This window comes from Geodermatophilus sp. TF02-6 (genome assembly GCF_003319115.1).
Classification (GTDB): domain Bacteria; phylum Actinomycetota; class Actinomycetes; order Mycobacteriales; family Geodermatophilaceae; genus Geodermatophilus.
Map to the genome: position 1 here is coordinate 23,635 of NZ_QOHF01000006.1, position 18,058 is coordinate 41,692.

General features: G+C 75.2%; 19 protein-coding genes and 1 tRNA gene. 12 read left to right on the forward strand and 8 right to left on the reverse strand.

Features of this window, described 5'->3' with window-relative positions; all coding sequences use genetic code 11:
• Window positions 1–78 precede the first annotated feature (78 nt).
• Window positions 79–861: a PRC and DUF2382 domain-containing protein gene (locus tag DQ238_RS07190; protein ID WP_113780618.1), complete on the forward strand. Its 783-nt coding sequence runs from the start codon at window positions 79–81 to the stop codon at window positions 859–861.
• 179 nt (window positions 862–1,040) lie between these two features.
• On the opposite strand, the gene DQ238_RS07195 is transcribed toward DQ238_RS07190, so the two are convergent.
• Genes DQ238_RS07195 through DQ238_RS07215 form a run of 5 tightly spaced genes read right to left on the reverse strand, consistent with a single transcriptional unit; the run spans window position 1,041 to window position 4,952 of the window.
• On the reverse strand, window positions 1,041–1,802 hold the full coding sequence (locus DQ238_RS07195) for a carbon-nitrogen family hydrolase (protein ID WP_113780619.1): 762 nt from the start codon (window positions 1,800–1,802) through the stop codon (window positions 1,041–1,043).
• The gene (locus DQ238_RS07200; protein ID WP_233495787.1) at window positions 1,799–3,043 is read right to left on the reverse strand and encodes a pyridoxal phosphate-dependent aminotransferase; all 1,245 of its coding nucleotides are present in this window, start codon (window positions 3,041–3,043) and stop codon (window positions 1,799–1,801) included. The genes DQ238_RS07195 and DQ238_RS07200 overlap by 4 nt, the downstream gene beginning before the upstream one ends.
• Window positions 3,044–3,082: 39 nt before the next feature.
• Window positions 3,083–3,298 (reverse strand): RNA-binding S4 domain-containing protein, encoded by a 216-nt coding sequence (locus tag DQ238_RS07205; RefSeq protein WP_199506181.1) that lies wholly within the window; start codon window positions 3,296–3,298, stop codon window positions 3,083–3,085.
• Between the two features lie 6 nt (window positions 3,299–3,304).
• The gene (locus DQ238_RS07210; RefSeq protein WP_113780620.1) at window positions 3,305–4,030 is read right to left on the reverse strand and encodes an MOSC domain-containing protein; all 726 of its coding nucleotides are present in this window, start codon (window positions 4,028–4,030) and stop codon (window positions 3,305–3,307) included.
• Between the two features lies 1 nt (window position 4,031).
• Window positions 4,032–4,952 (reverse strand): aldose 1-epimerase family protein, encoded by a 921-nt coding sequence (locus DQ238_RS07215; protein WP_199506182.1) that lies wholly within the window; start codon window positions 4,950–4,952, stop codon window positions 4,032–4,034.
• Window positions 4,953–5,133: 181 nt separating this feature from the next.
• Here DQ238_RS07215 and DQ238_RS07220 point away from each other — a divergent pair, with 181 nt between their 5' ends.
• Window positions 5,134–6,009, forward strand: a complete 876-nt coding sequence (locus DQ238_RS07220) for a proline dehydrogenase family protein (protein WP_113780621.1) — start codon at window positions 5,134–5,136, stop codon at window positions 6,007–6,009.
• On the opposite strand, the gene DQ238_RS07225 is transcribed toward DQ238_RS07220, so the two are convergent.
• Window positions 5,970–6,620, reverse strand: a complete 651-nt coding sequence (locus DQ238_RS07225) for a TetR/AcrR family transcriptional regulator (protein ID WP_113780622.1) — start codon at window positions 6,618–6,620, stop codon at window positions 5,970–5,972. The genes DQ238_RS07220 and DQ238_RS07225 overlap by 40 nt on opposite strands.
• An 80-nt stretch (window positions 6,621–6,700) precedes the next feature.
• Here DQ238_RS07225 and DQ238_RS07230 point away from each other — a divergent pair, with 80 nt between their 5' ends.
• From DQ238_RS07230 to DQ238_RS07240, 3 genes are all read left to right on the forward strand, one after another.
• Complete coding sequence (locus DQ238_RS07230) at window positions 6,701–7,897, forward strand: acyl-CoA dehydrogenase family protein (RefSeq protein WP_199506183.1); 1,197 nt, start codon at window positions 6,701–6,703, stop codon at window positions 7,895–7,897.
• Between the two features lie 106 nt (window positions 7,898–8,003).
• A complete protein-coding gene (locus DQ238_RS07235) occupies window positions 8,004–8,468 on the forward strand; it encodes a DUF1707 domain-containing protein (protein ID WP_113780623.1) in 465 nt (154 codons plus the stop codon).
• A gap of 80 nt (window positions 8,469–8,548) precedes the next feature.
• Window positions 8,549–8,935, forward strand: a complete 387-nt coding sequence (locus DQ238_RS07240) for a nuclear transport factor 2 family protein (RefSeq protein WP_113780624.1) — start codon at window positions 8,549–8,551, stop codon at window positions 8,933–8,935.
• Between the two features lie 108 nt (window positions 8,936–9,043).
• On the opposite strand, the gene DQ238_RS07245 is transcribed toward DQ238_RS07240, so the two are convergent.
• On the reverse strand, window positions 9,044–9,451 hold the full coding sequence (locus tag DQ238_RS07245; RefSeq protein WP_113780625.1) for a four-helix bundle copper-binding protein: 408 nt from the start codon (window positions 9,449–9,451) through the stop codon (window positions 9,044–9,046).
• Window positions 9,452–9,582: 131 nt separating this feature from the next.
• Here DQ238_RS07245 and DQ238_RS07250 point away from each other — a divergent pair, with 131 nt between their 5' ends.
• The gene (locus DQ238_RS07250) at window positions 9,583–9,999 is read left to right on the forward strand and encodes a metalloregulator ArsR/SmtB family transcription factor (RefSeq protein ID WP_233495788.1); all 417 of its coding nucleotides are present in this window, start codon (window positions 9,583–9,585) and stop codon (window positions 9,997–9,999) included.
• Window positions 10,000–10,198: 199 nt separating this feature from the next.
• On the opposite strand, the gene DQ238_RS07255 is transcribed toward DQ238_RS07250, so the two are convergent.
• Window positions 10,199–10,281 (reverse strand) — tRNA-Leu (locus tag DQ238_RS07255).
• A 175-nt stretch (window positions 10,282–10,456) separates the two neighbouring features.
• Between DQ238_RS07255 and DQ238_RS07260 the strand changes: the two genes are divergently transcribed.
• From DQ238_RS07260 to DQ238_RS24205, 6 genes are all read left to right on the forward strand, one after another.
• Window positions 10,457–11,266, forward strand: coding sequence for a DUF3662 and FHA domain-containing protein (locus DQ238_RS07260; protein WP_113780626.1), 810 nt, complete (start codon window positions 10,457–10,459; stop codon window positions 11,264–11,266).
• A gap of 13 nt (window positions 11,267–11,279) precedes the next feature.
• Window positions 11,280–11,738, forward strand: coding sequence for an FHA domain-containing protein (locus DQ238_RS07265; protein ID WP_113780627.1), 459 nt, complete (start codon window positions 11,280–11,282; stop codon window positions 11,736–11,738).
• 103 nt (window positions 11,739–11,841) lie between these two features.
• On the forward strand, window positions 11,842–13,257 hold the full coding sequence (locus DQ238_RS07270) for a PP2C family serine/threonine-protein phosphatase (RefSeq protein WP_113780628.1): 1,416 nt from the start codon (window positions 11,842–11,844) through the stop codon (window positions 13,255–13,257).
• Window positions 13,254–14,672, forward strand: coding sequence for an FtsW/RodA/SpoVE family cell cycle protein (locus DQ238_RS07275; RefSeq protein ID WP_199506184.1), 1,419 nt, complete (start codon window positions 13,254–13,256; stop codon window positions 14,670–14,672). Before DQ238_RS07270 ends, DQ238_RS07275 begins: the two co-directional genes overlap by 4 nt.
• Window positions 14,669–16,111, forward strand: coding sequence for a penicillin-binding protein 2 (locus tag DQ238_RS07280; RefSeq protein ID WP_113780629.1), 1,443 nt, complete (start codon window positions 14,669–14,671; stop codon window positions 16,109–16,111). The genes DQ238_RS07275 and DQ238_RS07280 overlap by 4 nt, the downstream gene beginning before the upstream one ends.
• Entirely contained in the window at window positions 16,111–17,985 is a 1,875-nt protein-coding gene (locus tag DQ238_RS24205; RefSeq protein ID WP_113780630.1) for a serine/threonine-protein kinase, read from the forward strand. Before DQ238_RS07280 ends, DQ238_RS24205 begins: the two co-directional genes overlap by 1 nt.
• Window positions 17,986–18,058 lie beyond the last annotated feature (73 nt).

Below are 18,058 nucleotides of genomic sequence, written 5' to 3' on the forward strand. Positions count from 1 at the left end.
CGTCGGAGCTCACGGCTGGGCACGCTCGTGCCGAGAGGGGTCTGTCGTGCGGACCCCCGGATGAGGGGAGCCGACCCGATGTTGAGCGAACGAGAGCTGGCCGCGGCGATCGGGAGCACCGCCTACGGTCCGGACGGCGAGAAGATCGGCACGGTCGAGCACTTCTTCACCGACGACCGCACCGGGGCAGCGACCTGGGTGGCGGTGTCCACCGGCCTGTTCGGGACCCGCCACTCCGTCGTCCCCGCCTCCCAGGCCACGTTCAGCGACGGCAACGTGCACCTGCCGGTGACCAAGGAGGTCGTCCGCACCGCGCCGGACGTCTCCGACCAGCACCTCGACCCCGACGACGAGGCGCTGCTGCGCCGGCACTACGGCCTGGAGACGGCCACCGGCACGGACCCGGCCGTCCAGGACACCACCGCCGTCCAGGACACCACCGCCGTCCAGGGCACCGCTGCCGCCGCACCGGCGGCGGCCCCGTCGGACGACGCCATGACGCGCAGCGAGGAGCAGCTGCGGGTGGGCACCGAGCGGGTCCCGGTCAAGCGGGTGCGCGTGGTGAAGTACGTCGTCACCGAGGAGGTCCAGGTCACCGTCCCGATCCGCCGGGAGGAGATCCGGGTCGAGGAGGTGCCCCTCGACGCGGGGGCGGGTGGGTCGCTGGGCGGTGCGGCGACCTCGGGCGGCCTGCCGGAGGAGATCGTCCTGCACGCCGAGCGGCCGGTGGTCTCGGTCGAGGCGGTCCCGGTGGAGCGGGTGCGGCTGTACACCGAGGTGGTCCGGGAGCAGCAGCAGGTCACCGAGCAGGTGCGCCGCGAGGAGATCGCGGTCGACGTCGACGAGGACCGCACCCGCTGACCAGACGGGATCTGTGCGCCACCCCCTCCTCGGCCTCCCCGAGCGTGGCCCTCTCCCAGGGCCCCGCCGTGGCCCCCTCCCAGGGCCCCGCCACGAGCGTGCGAGCGGTGGGCGGGGAGGGGGTCCTTCCAGGGCGGGGAGGGGGTCCTTCCCGGGTGGGGAGGGGGTCCTCCTACCGCTCAGCTCCGCCGGTCGGGCAGGAACCGGTACCGGTCGCGGACGGCGGTGACCTCCGCGGCCTCGACGTCGGCGACCACGACCGTCTCCACCCCGGCCGCGGTGGCCAGCAGCTCCCCCATCGGGTCGACGATGCGGCTGTCCCCGGCGTGCTCGGTGCCGTCGCCGGCGACGCCCACCCGGTTGCAGCCCACGACGTAGGCCTGGTTCTCGATCGCCCGCGCCTGCAGCAGCGTCTGCCAGTGGTGCCGGCGGGCGGCCGGCCAGTTGGCGGGGACCAGGTAGACGTCGGTGTCGAGGGCGGCGGCCCAGAAGACGTCGGCGAAGCGCAGGTCGTAGCAGATGAACGGGGTGACCCTCAAGTCCCCGATCTCCACGGTCAGCGGCTTCTCGCCGGCCCGGAAGCGCTCGTGCTCGCCGCCGTGGGTGAACGGGTGCAGCTTGCGGTAGCGGTGCACCGTGCCGTCGGGGCCGGCCAGGACCATCGAGTTGTGCGGCAGCTCGCCGTCCGGTGCGACCTCTGGGCAGCTGCCGGCCACCCAGACGCCGTGCTCGGCGGCCTGCTCCTGCAGGAACCGCGACGACGGCCCGCCCTCGGGCTCGCCGATGCCCGGCGTCATGGTGAACCCGGTCGAGAAGGTCTCGCTGAGCAGCACCAGCTCGGCCCCGGCCCCGGCGGCGCGGGCCACCTGCGGGGCGAGCCGGGCGAAGTTGGCCGCCCGGTCCTCCCAGACGATGTCGTGCTGGACCGCCGCGATCCTCATCGGCCCATCCTCCCCAGTCGCTCCACGGCCTCACCCAGCACGGCGTCGCCCTTGCAGAACGCGAACCGCACCAGGTGCCGGCCGAGGTGCGCGTTCTGCGGGGAGTGGAACACCACGGTCGGGATGGCGACCACCCCGGCGCGCTCGGGCAGCGACCGGCAGAACGCCAGGCCGTCGCCGTCGGGCTGCACCGGGCGGACGTCGACCGTGGCGAAGTACGTCGCCTCCGGGCACACCACCGGCAGCCCGGCCGCGGTCAGCCCCTGCACCAGCACGTCGCGGCGGTACTCGAGGTCGCGGGCGATGCCGGCGAAGTACTCGTCGGGCAGCCGCAGCCCGACGGCGACGGCCGGCTGGAACGGCCCGCCGTTGACGTAGGTGAGGAACTGCTTGGCGGTGCGGACGGCGGCGACCAGCGGCGCCGGGCCGCAGACCCAGCCGACCTTCCAGCCGGTCACGTTGAACGTCTTCCCCGCGCTGCTGACGACGAGGGTGCGCTCGCGCATGCCCGGGAACGTCGCGATGGAGGTGTGCCGGGCACCGGTGAAGACCAGGTGCTCGTAGACCTCGTCGGTGAGCACCAGCAGCTCGTGCTCCATGGCCAGGGCGGCCAGGGTGCCCAGCTCGGTGCGGCGAAAGACCTTGCCGGTCGGGTTGTGCGGGGTGTTGAGCAGCAGCAGCCGGGCCCGCGGGGTGACCGCGGCGCGCAGCTCGGCGACGTCGAAGGTCCACGGCCCGGCGCCGGACGCCGGAGGCCGCAGGGGCACCGGCCGGGCGACGCCGCCGGCCATCGCGATGCCCGCGGCGTAGCTGTCGTACATCGGCTCGAAGAGGACGACCTCGTCGCCGGGCTCGAGCAGCGCCAGCAGCGCGGCACTGAGCGCCTCGGTGGCGCCCGCGGTGACCAGCACCTCGCCGGCCGGGTCGTAGCCGTGCCCGCCGAAGCGCTGCACGTGGTCGGCGACCGCCTCCCGCAGCTCGGGGATCCCCGGCCCCGGCGGGTACTGGTCGTGCGCGGTGCCGATCGCGGTGCGGGCGGCGTCGAGCACCTCCGGTGGGCCGGGGTAGTCCGGGAAGCCCTGCCCCAGGTTGATCGACCCGGTGGCGACGGCGAGCGCGCTCATCTCGGCGAAGACCGTCGTCCCGAAGCCCTGCAGCCGGGCCGACAGAGGAAGGACCCCCTCCTCCCCACCCCTCGCACGCTCGCGGCGGGGCCCGGGAGCGGGCCGTGGCGGAGTCATGGGGTCAGCCTGGCAGACGCGTTCCACGTGGAACGCCCGTCAGCCGACGCGCAGGTCCTCCATGCCCTCGATCTGCACGACGTCCCCGCGGCGGACCTGCCGGCCGCGCCGCTCCTCGGGCTCGCCGTTGACCCGCACCGCGCCGGTGAGCAGCACGTCCTTCACCTGGGCGCCGGTCGGGACGGCGTCGACCAGCTTGAGCAGCTGGCCCAGGCGGATGGCGTCCTCCCCGGGACGCAGCTCGACGGTGCGCACGGCAGCTCACCGCCCCCCGACGGCGGTCAGCTCGTCGCCCACCGCCACGGCGCCCGGGCGCACCACCAGCGCCCCGATCGCCACCGTGCCGCCGCGCTCCCGGTGCACCGTCCGCAGCACCGAGGTGTCCCGGCCGATGCCGCCGGGCTGCGGGCGGGTGACCATGACGCAGCGCGCCACCTGCTTGACCACGTCCAGCTCGGCCCCGCCCAGCCGCAGCCGCTGCCCGACCAGCCCGTCCTCACCCTCCCCGGTGAGGACGACGTTCGAGCGGAACCGCCGCCGGTCCCAGGTGCCCAGCGTGCCGGCGGAGACCAGCGAGACGCGGATGCGGGAGCTGTCGTGGAAGGCGCCGCGGGCGCCGGTGAAGGCGTCCCAGTCGTACTCGCCGTCCTCGGCCACCTCGGCCGGGTTCTCGTAGCGCCGGTCACCGGGCGCGTCCGCCGCGGCCCGCAGGGTCACTCGCCGGCCCAGCCAGGCGGACAGGACGGCGTCGTCCGACGTGACGGACCCGTCCGGCAGGGTGATCTGCACGTCGCCGTCGGGCCGCAGCCGACCGGAGGCGAACAGCAGGTCCGGCACCCGTCGGGCGGTGAGCCCGAGCCCGGTGTCGACGTCGAACAGCGCCCACTGCCGGTCCCCGGCCAGCCCCTCTGGGCCGACTTCGGCGCTGGCCAGGCGCTCGCCCTGCAGCGACTTGACCGGGTACCGCCACAGCTCCGCGACCTGCACGTCAGACCTCCCAGGCCAGGGTCCAGGTGCCGGCCCAGTCGGCGCCCGGGTCGAGGACGACGAGGTCGACGTCGTCGGCGAGGGCGTTGGGCGGACAGGTCATCGGCTCGACGGCGACGCTGCGCCGGCGCTGCCCCTCGGGGAGGGTGTCGCCGGTGTAGACCTGCAGCCACGGCCAGGCGCGGTCGACGGCGAGCTCGAGGGTGCCGAGCGCGGGGGCGTGCAGCCGGACCCGGGCCCAGCCGTCGGCGTCGCGGTCGAGGTCGGTGAGCGGGGTGTCGAGGGAGCGGTCGCCGATGCGGCCGACGGCGCCGTCGAAGGGACGCCGCTCGCCGGTGGGCAGGCCGCCGCTGTCGACGACCAGCTCGGTGCGGGCGGGCAGGTCCAGCTCGGCGTCGGCGATCGCGCCGTCGGTGTCGGCGCCCACCGCGAGGTAGGGGTGCAGGCCGGCGCCGAACGGAGCCGGTTCGGCGCCCGCGTTGCGCACCCGCAGCGTGACGGCGAGCCGCGTGGGCTGCACCGCGTAGTCGAGGGCGGCGGCCAGGCGGAACGGGTAGCCGGAGCGGGCCTCGACGACGGTGCCGACGGTGACGGCGTCGTCGGCCTGCTCGAGCACCGCCCACGGCTGCCAGCTGACCAGGCCGTGCATCGCGTTGGGCTTGTCCGGCCCGGCCAGCTCCAGCTGCAGCTGCCGGCCCCGCCAGGTCCACCGGCCCTGCCGCAGCCGGTTGGGCCAGGGCAGCAGCACCCCGCCGCGGCGGCCGCCGGGCACCGTGCCGGCGGGGTAGCCGTCGAGGAGCTCGCGGTCGCCGGCGGTCAGCGACCGCAGCCCGCCGCCGCGCAGGTCGACGGCCAGCCGGGCCGCGCCTGCGGTGATCTCGACCTCCGTCGGCTCCGTCGCCGGCCACGCACCGCTCCTCATGCGCCCACCCCACCACACCGTGCAGACACCGACGGCGCCGGCGGGCCGGCGCACTCCGGTGGGTGGCGGCTCGACGAGGGTGTGTCGCGAGGTGGACACCCGCCGGACCGGAGACGACCGCTTCCCGGGACGGGTCACCGCGTGCCGTCCGAGCGACGGGACGGCCTGACAGGCTGCGCGCATGGGGATCGACCGTGCGGTGCTCTTCCGGCTCGCCACCAGTGAGCGCTTCGAACGAGCCGTCCGCACGCTCCCCGGTGGCGAGGCCGGGACGTGGCGGGCCGCCCGCCGCTACGTCGCCGGCCGCACCCGTGACGAGGCGCTGGCCACCACCGCCGAGGTGCTGCACCGCGGTCACGGGGCGAGCGTGGACCTGTTCGGTGAGCTGGTCCGCACCCCCGAGGTGGGCGACCGGGTCGTCGACGACTACCGCCGGCTCGCCGCAGCGCTGCCACCCCCGCCGTCGGACACGTGGCTGTCGGTGGACCTCACCCATCTCGCCCTGGACGTCGACCCGGTCGGCACCGCGGACCGGCTCGCGGCGATCGCCGCAGCCCTCCCCGCAGAGCGGAGGGTGCAGGTGGGCGCGGAGGACGCCGGCCGCACCGACGCCGTCCTGGGGTGCGTCCTGGCCGTCGCGGATCGGGGGCTCGCCGGCCGTCTGGGCGCGACGGTCCAGGCCAACCTGGAACGGTCCCCCGGTGACGTCGACGCCCTGGCCGGCACCGGCGTGCACGTCCGGCTGGTCAAGGGCGCCTACCTGGACCCGACGGGCACGCATCCCCACGGGGAGCCCACCGACGTCGCCTACCTGCACCTGGCAGCGCGGCTGGCACGGTCGGGCGTCCCCTGGTCGGCGGCCACCCACGACCGCCGGCTGCAGGAGGCCCTGCTGCTCCAGCACGGTCCCGTACCGGTCGAGCAGTTGCTCGGCGTCCGCCCCGCCGTCCTCGACGAGCTGGCCCGACGTGGGATCCCGACCCGCGTGTACGTCCCGTACGGCCCCGACTGGTTCCGCTACTGGATGCGCCGGGTGGCCGAGTCGCGCGGCGCCTGACCCTCGCGTCCGACCAGCGAGATCCCGTGCAGCAGCAGGGCGGCGAGCTCGCGGTAGGCGGTCGCGTCGTCCAGCCCGGTGGCGCGGGCGGTGTCCCCGCGGCCGATGCGGAACACCAGCGTGGTCACCGTGTCGGCGACCAGCGCCGGGTGCACCTCCCGGAACCGTCCCTGCGCCACGCCCTCGCCGATCAGCTCGCGCACCCGCTCGGCGGCCCGCGCGGTGTTGTGCTCGTAGACCGCCCGGCCCGGCGGGAAGGCGTCCAGGTCCCGGTGGAAGGCCGGGCTCGCCGGCGCGAGCGCCCGGGCGACGGCGGTCAGGTAGGCCGTCACACGCAGCGCCGGGTCCTCCTCGGTCGCCGTCCCGGCCTCCACGGCGGCGGTGGCCTTGCGGAAGAAGTGCCGGATCACCCGGACGGCCAGCTGCTCCTTGCTCCCGGCCAGCGCGTAGAGAGTGCTCTTGGAGCAGCGCAGCCGGACGGCGAGGTCCTCGAGGGTGAAGCCCGCGAACCCCTCGGCCAGGAACAACTCCTCCAGCTGGTCGAGCAGCTCGGCCTGCCGGCGGGTCAGCCGCGCACCCCCGACGTCGGACGGCGGAACGGTCGTCGTCATGACACCTCCGGGGTCCCAGCAGCCGCCTGGACGGGCGACAGTACTGCGGTACCGTTCTCGGTACTGTTCCCACGGGAGGGATGGCCGTGCCGGTCGACCGCGAACTGTCCACCCAGGAGGCCGCCGACCTCCTCGCCCTGACCCGCGAGATCGCCGACGCCGAGCTCGCACCCCGGGCCGCGCAGTACGAGCGCGAGGAGCGCTTCCCCCGCGAGGTGTTCCGCACCCTCGGCGAGGCCGGCCTGCTCGGCCTGCCCTTCGGGGAGGACGTCGGCGGCGGCGGGCAGCCGTACGAGGTGTACCTGCAGGTCGTCGAGGAACTCGCCGCCCGCTGGGCCAGCGTCGCCCTCGGCGTCAGCGTGCACACCCTGACCTGCTTCCCCATCGACCGGTTCGGCACCGAGGCACAGCGGCGCGACCTGCTGCCGGAGATGGTCGGCGGGCAGCTGCTGGGCGCCTACTGCCTGTCCGAGGCGCACGCGGGGTCCGACCCCGCGGCCATGCGCGCGACCGCCAAGGCCACGGGAGAGGGGGCCACCGACGACGGCTGGGTCGCCAACGGCGAGAAGGCCTGGGTCACCCACGGCGGGCACGCCGACTTCTACTCGACCTTCCTCCGGACAGCGGACGACGACGCGGACGGGGGACGAGGAGCCATCTCCTGCTTCCACCTCACCCCCGACCTGCCCGGCCTCACCGCCGCCAGGCCCGAGGAGAAGATGGGGCTGACCGCGTCCACCACCGCGGCCATCCGGCTCGACGACGTCCACGTCCCGGCCGACCGGCTGGTCGGCGATCGCGGCCGCGGGCTGACCATCGCGCTGGCCGCGCTGGACTCCGGGCGCCTCGGCGTCAGCGCGGTGGCGGTCGGCCTGGCCCAGTCCGCGCTCGACGTCGCGGTGCGCTACGCGCTCGAGCGGGAGACCTTCGGCAGGCGGATCGCCGACCACCAGGGCGTGGCCTTCCTGCTCGCCGACATGGCCGCCGCGGTCGAGTCCGCCCGGGCCACCTACCTGGTCGCCGCCCGCCGCAGGGACGCCGGCAAGCCGTACTCGCGCCAGGCCAGCATCGCCAAGCTGGTGGCCACCGACGCGGCGATGAAGGTGACCACCGACGCCGTCCAGGTGCTCGGCGGCGCCGGCTACACCCGCGACCACCCCGCCGAGCGCTACATGCGCGAGGCCAAGGTCATGCAGATCTTCGAGGGCACCAACCAGATCCAGCGCATGGTGATCGGCCGGCACCTGGCCCGGGAGGCGGTCCCGGCCACGGGCTGAGGCCGAGGGCCGTGCACATCCGCACGTGCAGAGCGTGACGTTCGTCAGTGGACCCTGCGCAGGCCGCGGACGAGACTGGGTCCACCCGATCCCAGGAGAGGTCCCGATGCCCGAGCCGCACCTGCGCGCCGCCGACACCGACCGCGCCGCCGTCGCCACCGTCCTCGGTGAGCACATGAGCGCCGGGCGGCTCACCGTCGCCGAGTACGACGAGCGGCTGGCCCGCGTCTACGCCGCCCGCACCTACGGCGAGCTGGAGCAGCTGACCGCCGACCTGCCGCGTCCGGTCGCCCGCCGGCCCCAGCCGACCCCCGCGCCCTCCGCCCACGGCGGCGTCTGCTCGGCCGGGGGGTGGGGCGGCTGGGCCGGCGGGCCGTCCCAGCTGGCGGCCTGGCGCAACTGGGCGGGCGTGGCCGCCATCGTGCTCGCCGTCTGGCTCACCACCTCGATCGCCTCCGGCGACCTGACCTACTTCTGGCCGATCTGGGTGATCGGACCGTGGGGGGCGGTGCTGCTCGCCCAGACGCTCACCGGCGGCCGGCGCGACGACGGGCGCCGCCAGCTGCCCTGATCGCTGCGCACCAGGTGGGTGTCGCCGCCGGCGGGCGGGTACGTGCCGGGGTCCGTGACCGCACGAGCGGAGGACCCGCGATGCACTCCATGACCGAACGCTTCACCGAGGCCCTGCACCGCCTGGACGCCGACCGGGACACCGGTCCGCTGGTGGAGCTGGCCGGCGACGACACCGTGCTGGTCAAGCTGGACGAGCGCAAGGAGGCCCGCGGCCGGGACGGCGCGCAGCGCTTCTGGGAGGACTACCGCAACGTCTTCGACGACATCGAGACGACGTTCACGCACACCACCGTCGGAGAGGGCAGCGCCGCGCTGGAGTGGACCTCCACCGGCACCCTCTCCGCTGGCCGGCCGATCACCTACAACGGGGTCACGGTGATCGAGGGGGACGACGACGGGCTCACCGGCGTCCGCACGTACTACGACTCCGCGGCGTTCCTGCAGGAGACCGCCGGAACGGCGTGAGAGAGGACCCCGTCCTCCCCACCCTTCGCAGCAGGACCTCCTTGCCCCCACCGCTCGCCCGCACGGGCGGGCACGGTGGTGGCCTCCGCCACCACCGTGCCCGCCCGGTCAGCCCAGGCTGGTGAGCAGGTCGCGGCACGCCTGCCCGCAGCGACGGCACGCCTCGGCGCAGACACGGCAGTGCTCGTGCATCGAGGCGTGCTGCTCGCACTCGTCTCCGCACGCCGTGCAGGCCGCGGCGCAGGCGTCCAGCACCGCCCGGGTGAGGTTGGCGTCGTAGCCGGTGTGCCGCGACAGCACCCGGCCGGTGGCGTCGCAGACGTCGGCGCAGTCGAGGTTGGTGCGGATGCACGTGGTCAACTCGGCGACCGTGTCCTCGCTCAGGCAGGCGTCGGCGCAGGCCGTGCACGCCTGGGCGCACTCGATGCACGCCTCGATGCAGGCCCGCAACCTCTCCCGGTCGACCCCGCCGAGGTCCTTCGGGTACGTGTCGAGCATCTGGGCGACGACGGTCATGGGTCCTCCTCCTGGGTCGGCGGCCGACGGCCCGGTGCCGGCGGCACGGTGCGCCAGTGGTCGCCCCCTACCCCGGGTACCGTCTGGATATCCGTGCGATCACACGGGTGTCTGGGGTGGGAGGTGCGGTCGTGACCGGGTCGCGGGAGCAGCCCACGGCGATGGCCGGGCACGACCACCCGGTCGATCCGGAGCGGGTCGAGCACGCCCGGGCGCGGGGTCTGGGCGCGGAGGACGCGAGCCGGCTGGCGGGCACGCTGAGCCTGCTCGCCGACCCGATCCGGGCGCGCATCCTCTACGCCCTGGACCTGGTGGAGGAGTTGTGCGTCGGGGACATCGCGCTGGCGCTGGGCGCCACGATCGACGCGGTCGGCTACGGCCTGCGGCTGCTGCGCACCGCCGGGCTGGTCACCACCCGCAAGGAGGGCCGGGTCGTTTACTACCGGTTGGCGGCCGACTTCCCCGAGCCGCTGCGCGACCACTGCCTGCGACGCCTGGTCGACCTCTCGCGCAGCAACGACACCGAGGACGCGGACGGGGGCGAGTGAACGTGCGCGGGCGGAGGCGATCGGCCGCGCGCAACCCTCCGCCGTGGCCTGTCGACCTCGCCGACGGCCACAGGGGCCGGCCAGCGCGCGAGCGGCACCCGGCGAGGTGGAGGCGGCGTCCCAGGCCGTCGACGCATCGACGTCCACGTCGCTCCGTGGGCGGCTCGCCTTCGTGGACGACCTTCGTGGACGACTCGGGTGGGCAAGGGGGGAGTTGAACCCCCACGTCCTTCCGGACACACGGACCTGAACCGTGCGCGTCTGCCATTCCGCCACTTGCCCTGGCGAGCAACGACAGTAGCAGCACCCGGCGGACCGCTGCGGAGGGGTCGGTCGGGCCGCGTCGGCGGGCGGCGCGGGGCGGGGCGAAGTGCGTTGCTCCCCGGTCCCCGGCTGCGCGCCCGGCTACGATCAACGTCAGGCGGATCGGACGTCCACGCGAACCGAGGGAGCGACTGTGGGTGTGCTGCAGCGCTTCGAGCGGCGGCTGGAGGGCATGGTCGGGCTGGCCTTCGCCCGGCTGTTCAAGGGCAAGGTGCACCCGGCCGAGATCGCCAAGGCGCTGACCCGCGAGGCCGACGAGCAGCGCGCGGTGGTGGGCGAGGGTCGGGTGCTGGCCCCCAACGTCTACGACGTCCGGCTCGGCCCCACCGACTACGACCACCTGGCCGAGTGGTCCGAGCAGCTGGCCGCCCAGCTGGCCGACATGGTCGCCGAGCACATCGAGACCGAGGGCTACCAGGTCTTCGACCGGGTGCAGGTCCGCCTGCAGCGGGACGACGACCTGACCACCGGCGTGTTCGAGGTCAGCTCGCACGTCGCCGACCCGGCCCGCCCGGACACCCGGCTGGACGAGCCCGCCCCGCCGGGTACCGGCGGCGGGGTGGTGCCGCCGCTGCCCCCGCTGCGCGGGCGGGTCCCCACCGACACCGGTCGGCAGACGCCGTCGCTCGTGGGCCGAGCCGGCACCCGGCCGGGCGTCACCCACGTCCTGGTGGTCGACGGCCCGGGCACCCGGCACGAGCTGACCACCGGCCGCAACGTCATCGGCCGTGGCACCGACGCCGACATCCGGCTGCCCGACACCGGGGTCAGCCGCAAGCACGTCGACGTCGTCCTCGACGACGGGACGGCGGTCGCCGAGGACCTCGGCTCGACCAACGGGACGCTGGTCAACGGCCGGCGGATCACCCGTCAGGCGCTCTCCGACGGCGACGTCATCCGCATCGGCCACTCCGTGCTGGTCTACCGACAGGACGGCGCGTGAAGCGGATCGAGCGATGACCGCCGAGATCGTGCTGCAGATCTTCCGCTTCGGCTTCCTCCTGCTGCTGTGGCTGTTCGTCTTCGCGGCGTTCCGGGTGGTCCGGGCCGACCTGTTCGGCGGCCGGGCCGGCCGGGTCGCGTCGGTGCCACCCCGAGCGGCCGCGGCCGGCCGCAAGAAGGGCCGCGGCCCCCGGACGCTGGTCGTCACCGCCGGCCCGCTGAACGGCACCAAGATCACCCTCGGTGAGCAGCCGATCCTCATCGGCCGCGCGGACGACTCCACCCTGGTCCTGACCGACGACTTCGCCAGCTCGCGGCACGCGCGGCTGACCAACCGCGGCGGGCAGTGGTACGTCGAGGACCTCGGCTCCACGAACGGCACCTACCTGGACCAGCAGCGCGTGCAGGGTCCGCTGCTGGTGTCCCCGGGCCAGCCGATCCGCATCGGCCAGACGGCCCTGGAGCTGCGGTGACCACCACGGCCCCGGCACCCACGGCACCGGCACCCACGGCTCCCCCGTCCACGGCACCGGCCCGCACGGTGGGGAGCGCTCGCATCCTCGGAAGACCTCCCCGATGAGCCTCGCGCTGCGCTACGCGGCCCGGTCCGACCGCGGCCTGGTCCGCGGCAGCAACCAGGACTCCGTGTACGCCGGTCCCCGCCTGCTCGCCGTCGCCGACGGCATGGGCGGCCACGCCGCCGGCGACGTGGCCAGCAAGGTGGTCATCGCCGCGCTCGAGCACCTGGACGACGACGCCCCCTCCGGCGACATGCTGCAGTCGCTGCGCGAGGCCGTCTTCGACGGCAGCGAGCACCTGCGCGAGGTCATCCGGGAGTCCCCGCAGCTGGAGGGCATGGGCACCACGCTCACCGCCGTCCTGTTCGCCGGCGGCCGGCTGGCGCTGTGCCACGTCGGCGACTCCCGCGCCTACCTGCTGCGCAACGGCGTCCTGCAGCAGATCACCCACGACGACACGTTCGTGCAGACGCTGATCGACGACGGGCGGATCACGCCCGAGGAGGCCAACCACCACCCCCAGCGCTCGCTGCTGCTGCGCGCGCTCAACGGGCAGGACGTCGACCCCGACCTGTCGATGCGCGAGGCCCGCGCCGGCGACCGCTACCTGCTCTGCTCCGACGGCCTCTCCGGCGTGGTCAGCGAGGAGACCCTCGCCGAGGCGCTCGAGGACCCCGACCCGCAGTCGAGCGCCGACCGGCTCGTCGAGCTGGCCCTGCGCAGCGGCGGACCGGACAACGTCACCGTCATCGTGGCCGACGTCGTCGAGGACGGCGGCACCTCCCCGGTGGACCCGGTGGTGGACGGGGCCGCCGGCGACAACGTGGGGCAGCGCGAGGTCGACCCGCGCTCGGCGGCCGGCCGGGCGGCGCTGCACGACCCGCCCCCGGTGCCGCCGGCGCTGGCGCCGGCGGGGGCCGGCACGGCGGCCGCGCCCCCGCCGCGGCGCCGCCGGCGCCGGGTGCTCTGGGCGCTGGTGGCGGCGGTGCTGCTGGTCGCGGCCGGCACCAGCGCCTACGTCTGGGTGCTGTCCAACTGGTTCGTCGGGGTGCAGGAGACCGACGCCGGCGACCGGGTCGCGGTCTTCCGCGGGCTGGACACCTCGCTGCTGGGGGTGGGGCTCAACCGGGTCGCCGACGTCACCGACCTCGACGTCGCCGACCTCACCCAGGCCGACGCCAGCAAGGTCCGGCGGGGCATCGAGGCCACCGACGCCGACCACGCCGACCGCATCGTCGCCATGCTGCGCGGGCAGCGTCTGCCGCTGTGCCCGTCGGTCGAGGAGAGCACGGCGACCCTGTCGGCGCCGACCCCGTCGCTGCCGGCCGTCGAGCCTCCCCCGTCCCCCGTCCCGCTCGAGCCGGCCGTGCCCACCGACGCCACCCCGACACCGCAGCCCACCGACGCGGCCCCGACACCGCAGCTCCCGACGAGGACGTACGAGCCCGGGGTGGACTGCCGGGAGGTGCCGTGAGCGTCGGCCCGTCCACCGACCCGCGTGCCGCCGCACCGGGGACGACGACCCCGCCCAGGCGCCGCGGCACCGAGCTGGCCATGCTCGGGTTCGCCGTCCTGATCACCCTGGCCGCGCAGGCGGTCGTCGACCTGACCGTCACCGGGGGGCTGCGCCCGGAGCTGGCCACCTTCGGCGGCTGGTTCGCCGGGCTGTGGGCGGTCGCGCACCTCGTCGTCCGCCGCTTCGCGCCCTACGCCGACCCGCTGCTGCTGCCGTCGGTCGCCCTGCTGGTCGGGCTCGGGCTCTCGGTCATCCACCGGCTCGACCTCGCCGCCGAGCAGGCCGACCGCACCAGCCGGGAGGACGCACCCGTCCAGCTGGTGTGGGCCACCCTCGGCGTGCTGCTGTTCGTCGCCGTGCTGGTCGTCGTGCGCGACCACCGACTGCTGTCCCGCTACGCCTACACGCTGGCGCTGGTCGGCCTGGTGCTGCTGGCCGTCCCGGCGGTGCTGCCCTCGTCGCTGTCGGAGGTCAACGGCGCCAAGATCTGGATCCGGCTGGCCGGGTTCAGCATCCAGCCGGGCGAGTTCGCCAAGATCTGCCTGATCGTCTTCTTCGCCGCCTACCTGGTCGACAAGCGCGACGTCCTGGCCCTGGCCAGCCGCCGGGTGGTGGGCCTGGAGCTGCCCCGCGCCCGCGACCTCGGCCCGGTGCTGGCCGCCTGGGTGCTGTCGATCCTCGTGCTGGTCTTCGAGCGGGACCTGGGCAGCTCGCTGCTGCTGTTCGGCATCTTCGTGGTGATGCTCTACACCGCCACCGAGCGGGCCAGCTGGCTGCTCATCGGGCTGGTCCTGTTCGCCGGCGCCGCGCTGATCGCCTACCAGGTCTTCGGCCACGTGCGGGCCCGCGTCGACGTCTGGCTGGACCCCTTCGCCTACCGGGACGGCGCGGGCTACCAGCTGGTGCAGTCGCTGTTCGGGCTGGGCACCGGCGGGCTGTTCGGGGCCGGCCTCGGCGGCGGGCGCCCGGACCAGGTGCCGGTCGCCAAGAGCGACTTCATCGCCGCGGCCATCGGCGAGGAGCTCGGCCTGTTCGGCCTGGTCGCGGTGATCATCGTCTACCTGATCCTGGTCGAGCGGGGCTTGCGGACCTCGCTGATCGTGCGCGACGCGTTCGGCAAGCTGCTCGCCGCGGGCCTGGCCTTCGCCATCGCGTGGCAGGTGTTCGTCGTCCTGGGCGGGGTCACCGGCCTGCTGCCGCTGACCGGCCTGACCACGCCGTTCCTCGCCTACGGCGGGTCGTCGCTGGTGGCCAACTTCGTGCTCGTCGCCCTGCTGGTGCGGATCAGCGATGCCGCCCGCCGTCCGGCCGCCCCGCCCGCGCCGCCGAAGCCGGCGCTCGGCGACGCCCCCACCGAGGTCGTGCAGACGTGAACGCCCCCCTGCGCCGTGTCGCGATCAGCGTGCTCGTGCTGTTCACGCTGCTCATCGTCAACGTCAACTACATCCAGGTGGTGCGCTCCGACGAGCTGCGCGCGGATCCGGGCAACACCCGGGTGCTCGCCGAGGAGTACGACCGCGAGCGCGGCTCGATCGTCGTCGGCGGCACCGAGGTCGCCATGTCCACGGCCACCGACGACCGGCTGACCTACCTGCGGCAGTACCCGCAGGGCCCGGTGTACGCCCCGGTCACCGGCTACTACTCGCTGGTCTACGGCAACTCGCAGGTCGAGCAGACCGAGAACGACCTGCTCTCCGGCACCGACGCCCGGCTGTTCACCCGGCGCATCGCCGACCTGTTCACCGGGCGCAACCCCTCCGGAGGCGACGTCGTCCTCACCCTCGACCCGACCGTGCAGGAGACCGCGATGGCCGGCCTCGAGGGCGTCACCGGCGCGGTCGTGGCCCTGGACCCCTCCACCGGGGCGGTGCTCGGCATGGCCAGCACCCCCACCTACGACCCCAACCAGCTCTCCAGCCACGACCCGCAGGCCATCCGGGACTACTGGGCCCAGCTGGGCGCCGAGAGACCCGACCCGCGGCTGAACCGCGCCATCGGCGACCGCTACCCGCCCGGGTCGATCTTCAAGGTGGTCGTGTCCGCCGCCGCCCTGGCCAGCGGCCAGTACACCCCCGACACGGTGATCCCGGCGCCGCAGGAGTTCCCGCTGCCCCAGTCGACGCAGACCCTGGAGAACTTCGGCGGGTCGGCCTGCAGTCCGAGCGGCGAGCAGAGCCTGATCGACGCGCTCACCATCTCCTGCAACACCGCCTTCGCCGAGCTGGGCATCGCCCTCGGCGAGGACCGCGTCCGGTCGATGGCCGAGGCGTTCGGCATCGACGGCGACGGCTTCGACACCCCGCTGCCGGTGCAGGGCAGCACCATCGGGGACATCCAGAACGACGCCCAGCTGGCGACCAGCTCGATCGGCCAGCAGGACGTCGCGCTCACCCCCCTGCAGGCGGCGATGATCGCCTCCGCGGTGGCCGACGACGGCCGGCTGATGAAGCCGCACCTGGTCGCGCAGCTGCGCGCGCCCGACCTGTCCGTCATCGACGAGACCGACCCCGAGGAGCTCTCCCGGCCGGTCACCCCCGAGGTCGCGCAGGACCTCACCCGGATGATGCGCAGCGTCGTCGACGAGGGCAGCGGCCGGCGCGCGCGCATCCCCGGCGTCCAGGTCGCGGGCAAGACCGGGACGGCGCAGAACGCCGGGCCCGACCACAACTGGTTCATCGGGTTCGCCCCCGCCGACGACCCGGAGATCGCCGTCGCGGTCTTCGTCGCCAACGGCGGGGGTACGGGCGGGGACGTGTCCGCGCCCATCGCCCGTCAGGTGATGCAGGCCTACCTCGAGGGGCAGGGCGGCTGATGGCACTGTCGACCGGCACGGTCCTCGCCGGCCGCTACGAGATCACCGCGCCGATCGCCACCGGCGGCATGGGCGAGGTCTGGCGCGCCCGCGACCGCGTGCTCGACCGCGTCGTCGCCGCCAAGGTGCTGCGCAGCGAGTTCACCGGCGACCCGAGCTTCGTGGCCCGCTTCCGCAACGAGGCACGGCACACCGCGGCGCTGTCCCACCCCAACATCGCCTCGGTCTACGACTACGGGGAGACCACCGACGAGCGCGGGGCGCAGCTGGCGTTCCTCGTCATGGAGCTGGTCGAGGGCAAGCCGCTGGTGACGATCCTGCACGAGGAGGGCCGGCTGCCGGTCGACTGGACCCTGCACGTGCTCGAGCAGGCCGCCGACGGGCTCTCCGCCGCGCACGCCGCCGGCGTCGTCCACCGCGACATCAAGCCGGGCAACCTGATCGTGCGCCCGGACGGCGTGGTGAAGCTGACCGACTTCGGCATCGCCCGCGCCCGCGACGCCACACCGCTGACCCGCACCGGCATGGTCGTCGGCACCGCGCAGTACCTCTCCCCCGAGCAGGCCCAGGGCTTCGAGGTCACCGCCGCCTCCGACGTCTACTCCCTGGGGGTCGTCGGCTACGAGTGCCTGACCGGCGGGCGGCCGTTCGACGGGACGTCGCAGGTCGCCGTCGCCCTGGCCCACATCAACCGGCCCCCGCCGCCGCTGCCGGCGGACGTCCCGCCCGCGGTGCGGCTGCTCATCGAGCGGGCCCTGGCCAAGGCCCCCGCCGACCGCTTTCCCGACGGGGCCGCCTTCGCCGCCGCGATCCGGTCGGTGGCCTCCGGCAGCGGACTCGCCGCTCCCCCGGCCGCCGGGCCCGCCACGGCGCCGCCCCTGGCCGGGGCGGCCACCGCGCAGACCGAGCTGGTCGGCCCCACCACCGCCGACGGCCGCACCCGGGTGCTGGGTGCCGCCACAGCTGGCGGGGCCGGCGGGGCCGGCACGGGCGCGCGGACCGCGGCGGGCACCGTGCCGCCGCTGCGCCGCCCGCCGGAGGACGACGCGACCCCGGCCCTCGGCGGGCCGGTCCCCGCGCGGGACGACCGCGGGCGCACCCGCTGGGGATGGCTCGTCGCCGGGCTCGTGCTGCTCGCGCTGCTGGGCGGGGGCGCCTGGGCCCTGCTCGGCGGCGGCGGGGACTCCCCGGGCACCGCGGCCGACCCCACCGCCACCGCGCCGGCCAGCACGAGTGCGACCGCCGGCCCGGTCCTCGTCGACACCGACTCCTACCTCGGCCGCAACGGGGACGACGTCGCACGGGAGCTGACCGACGCCGGCCTCCGGGTGGACCAGCAGGCGGCCACCAGCGCGCAGGTGAGCAGCCTGGGCACCGCGGTGTCCGCGGGCGACGTCGTCGGCTCCGACCCGGCGAACGAGTCCGTGCCGCCGGGCACGACGGTCGTCCTCTACTACGCGCCCGAGGGCTACGCCCCCGGCGGCGGCGCGGAGGACACCGGCTCCGGGCAGCGCACCACCGCGTCCCAGCAGCCGGCGACCACGACGCCGTCCCGCACCACGGCGCCGACCACGACGCCGAGTCAGAGCAGCCAGACCAGCACGCCGACCGCCACCTCGGGCACCACGGGCGGCGGCCAGAGCAGCGGGCAGGGGAGTGGACAGGGGAGTGGGCAGGGCAGCGGCCAGCGCGGGGGCGACGGGGGCCGCGGCGGCGCGACCAGCACGGTCACGCCGCAGCAGCAGGCGACGACCGCGCCCGGGACGCCGGCGCCGGTGACGCCGGCCGGCACGTCGGCGCCCGGTGGCGCGGCCGACGGGGCCCCGAACGCCGAGGGGCAGGCGGCACCGCAGGACCAGGGCTCGGCGGAGTGACCGCACCCCCTCGCGCCGTCGGGGATCGCGGGGGAGCAGCGGTTAGGCTCCCCGCCGGCCCACCCGTCCGCAG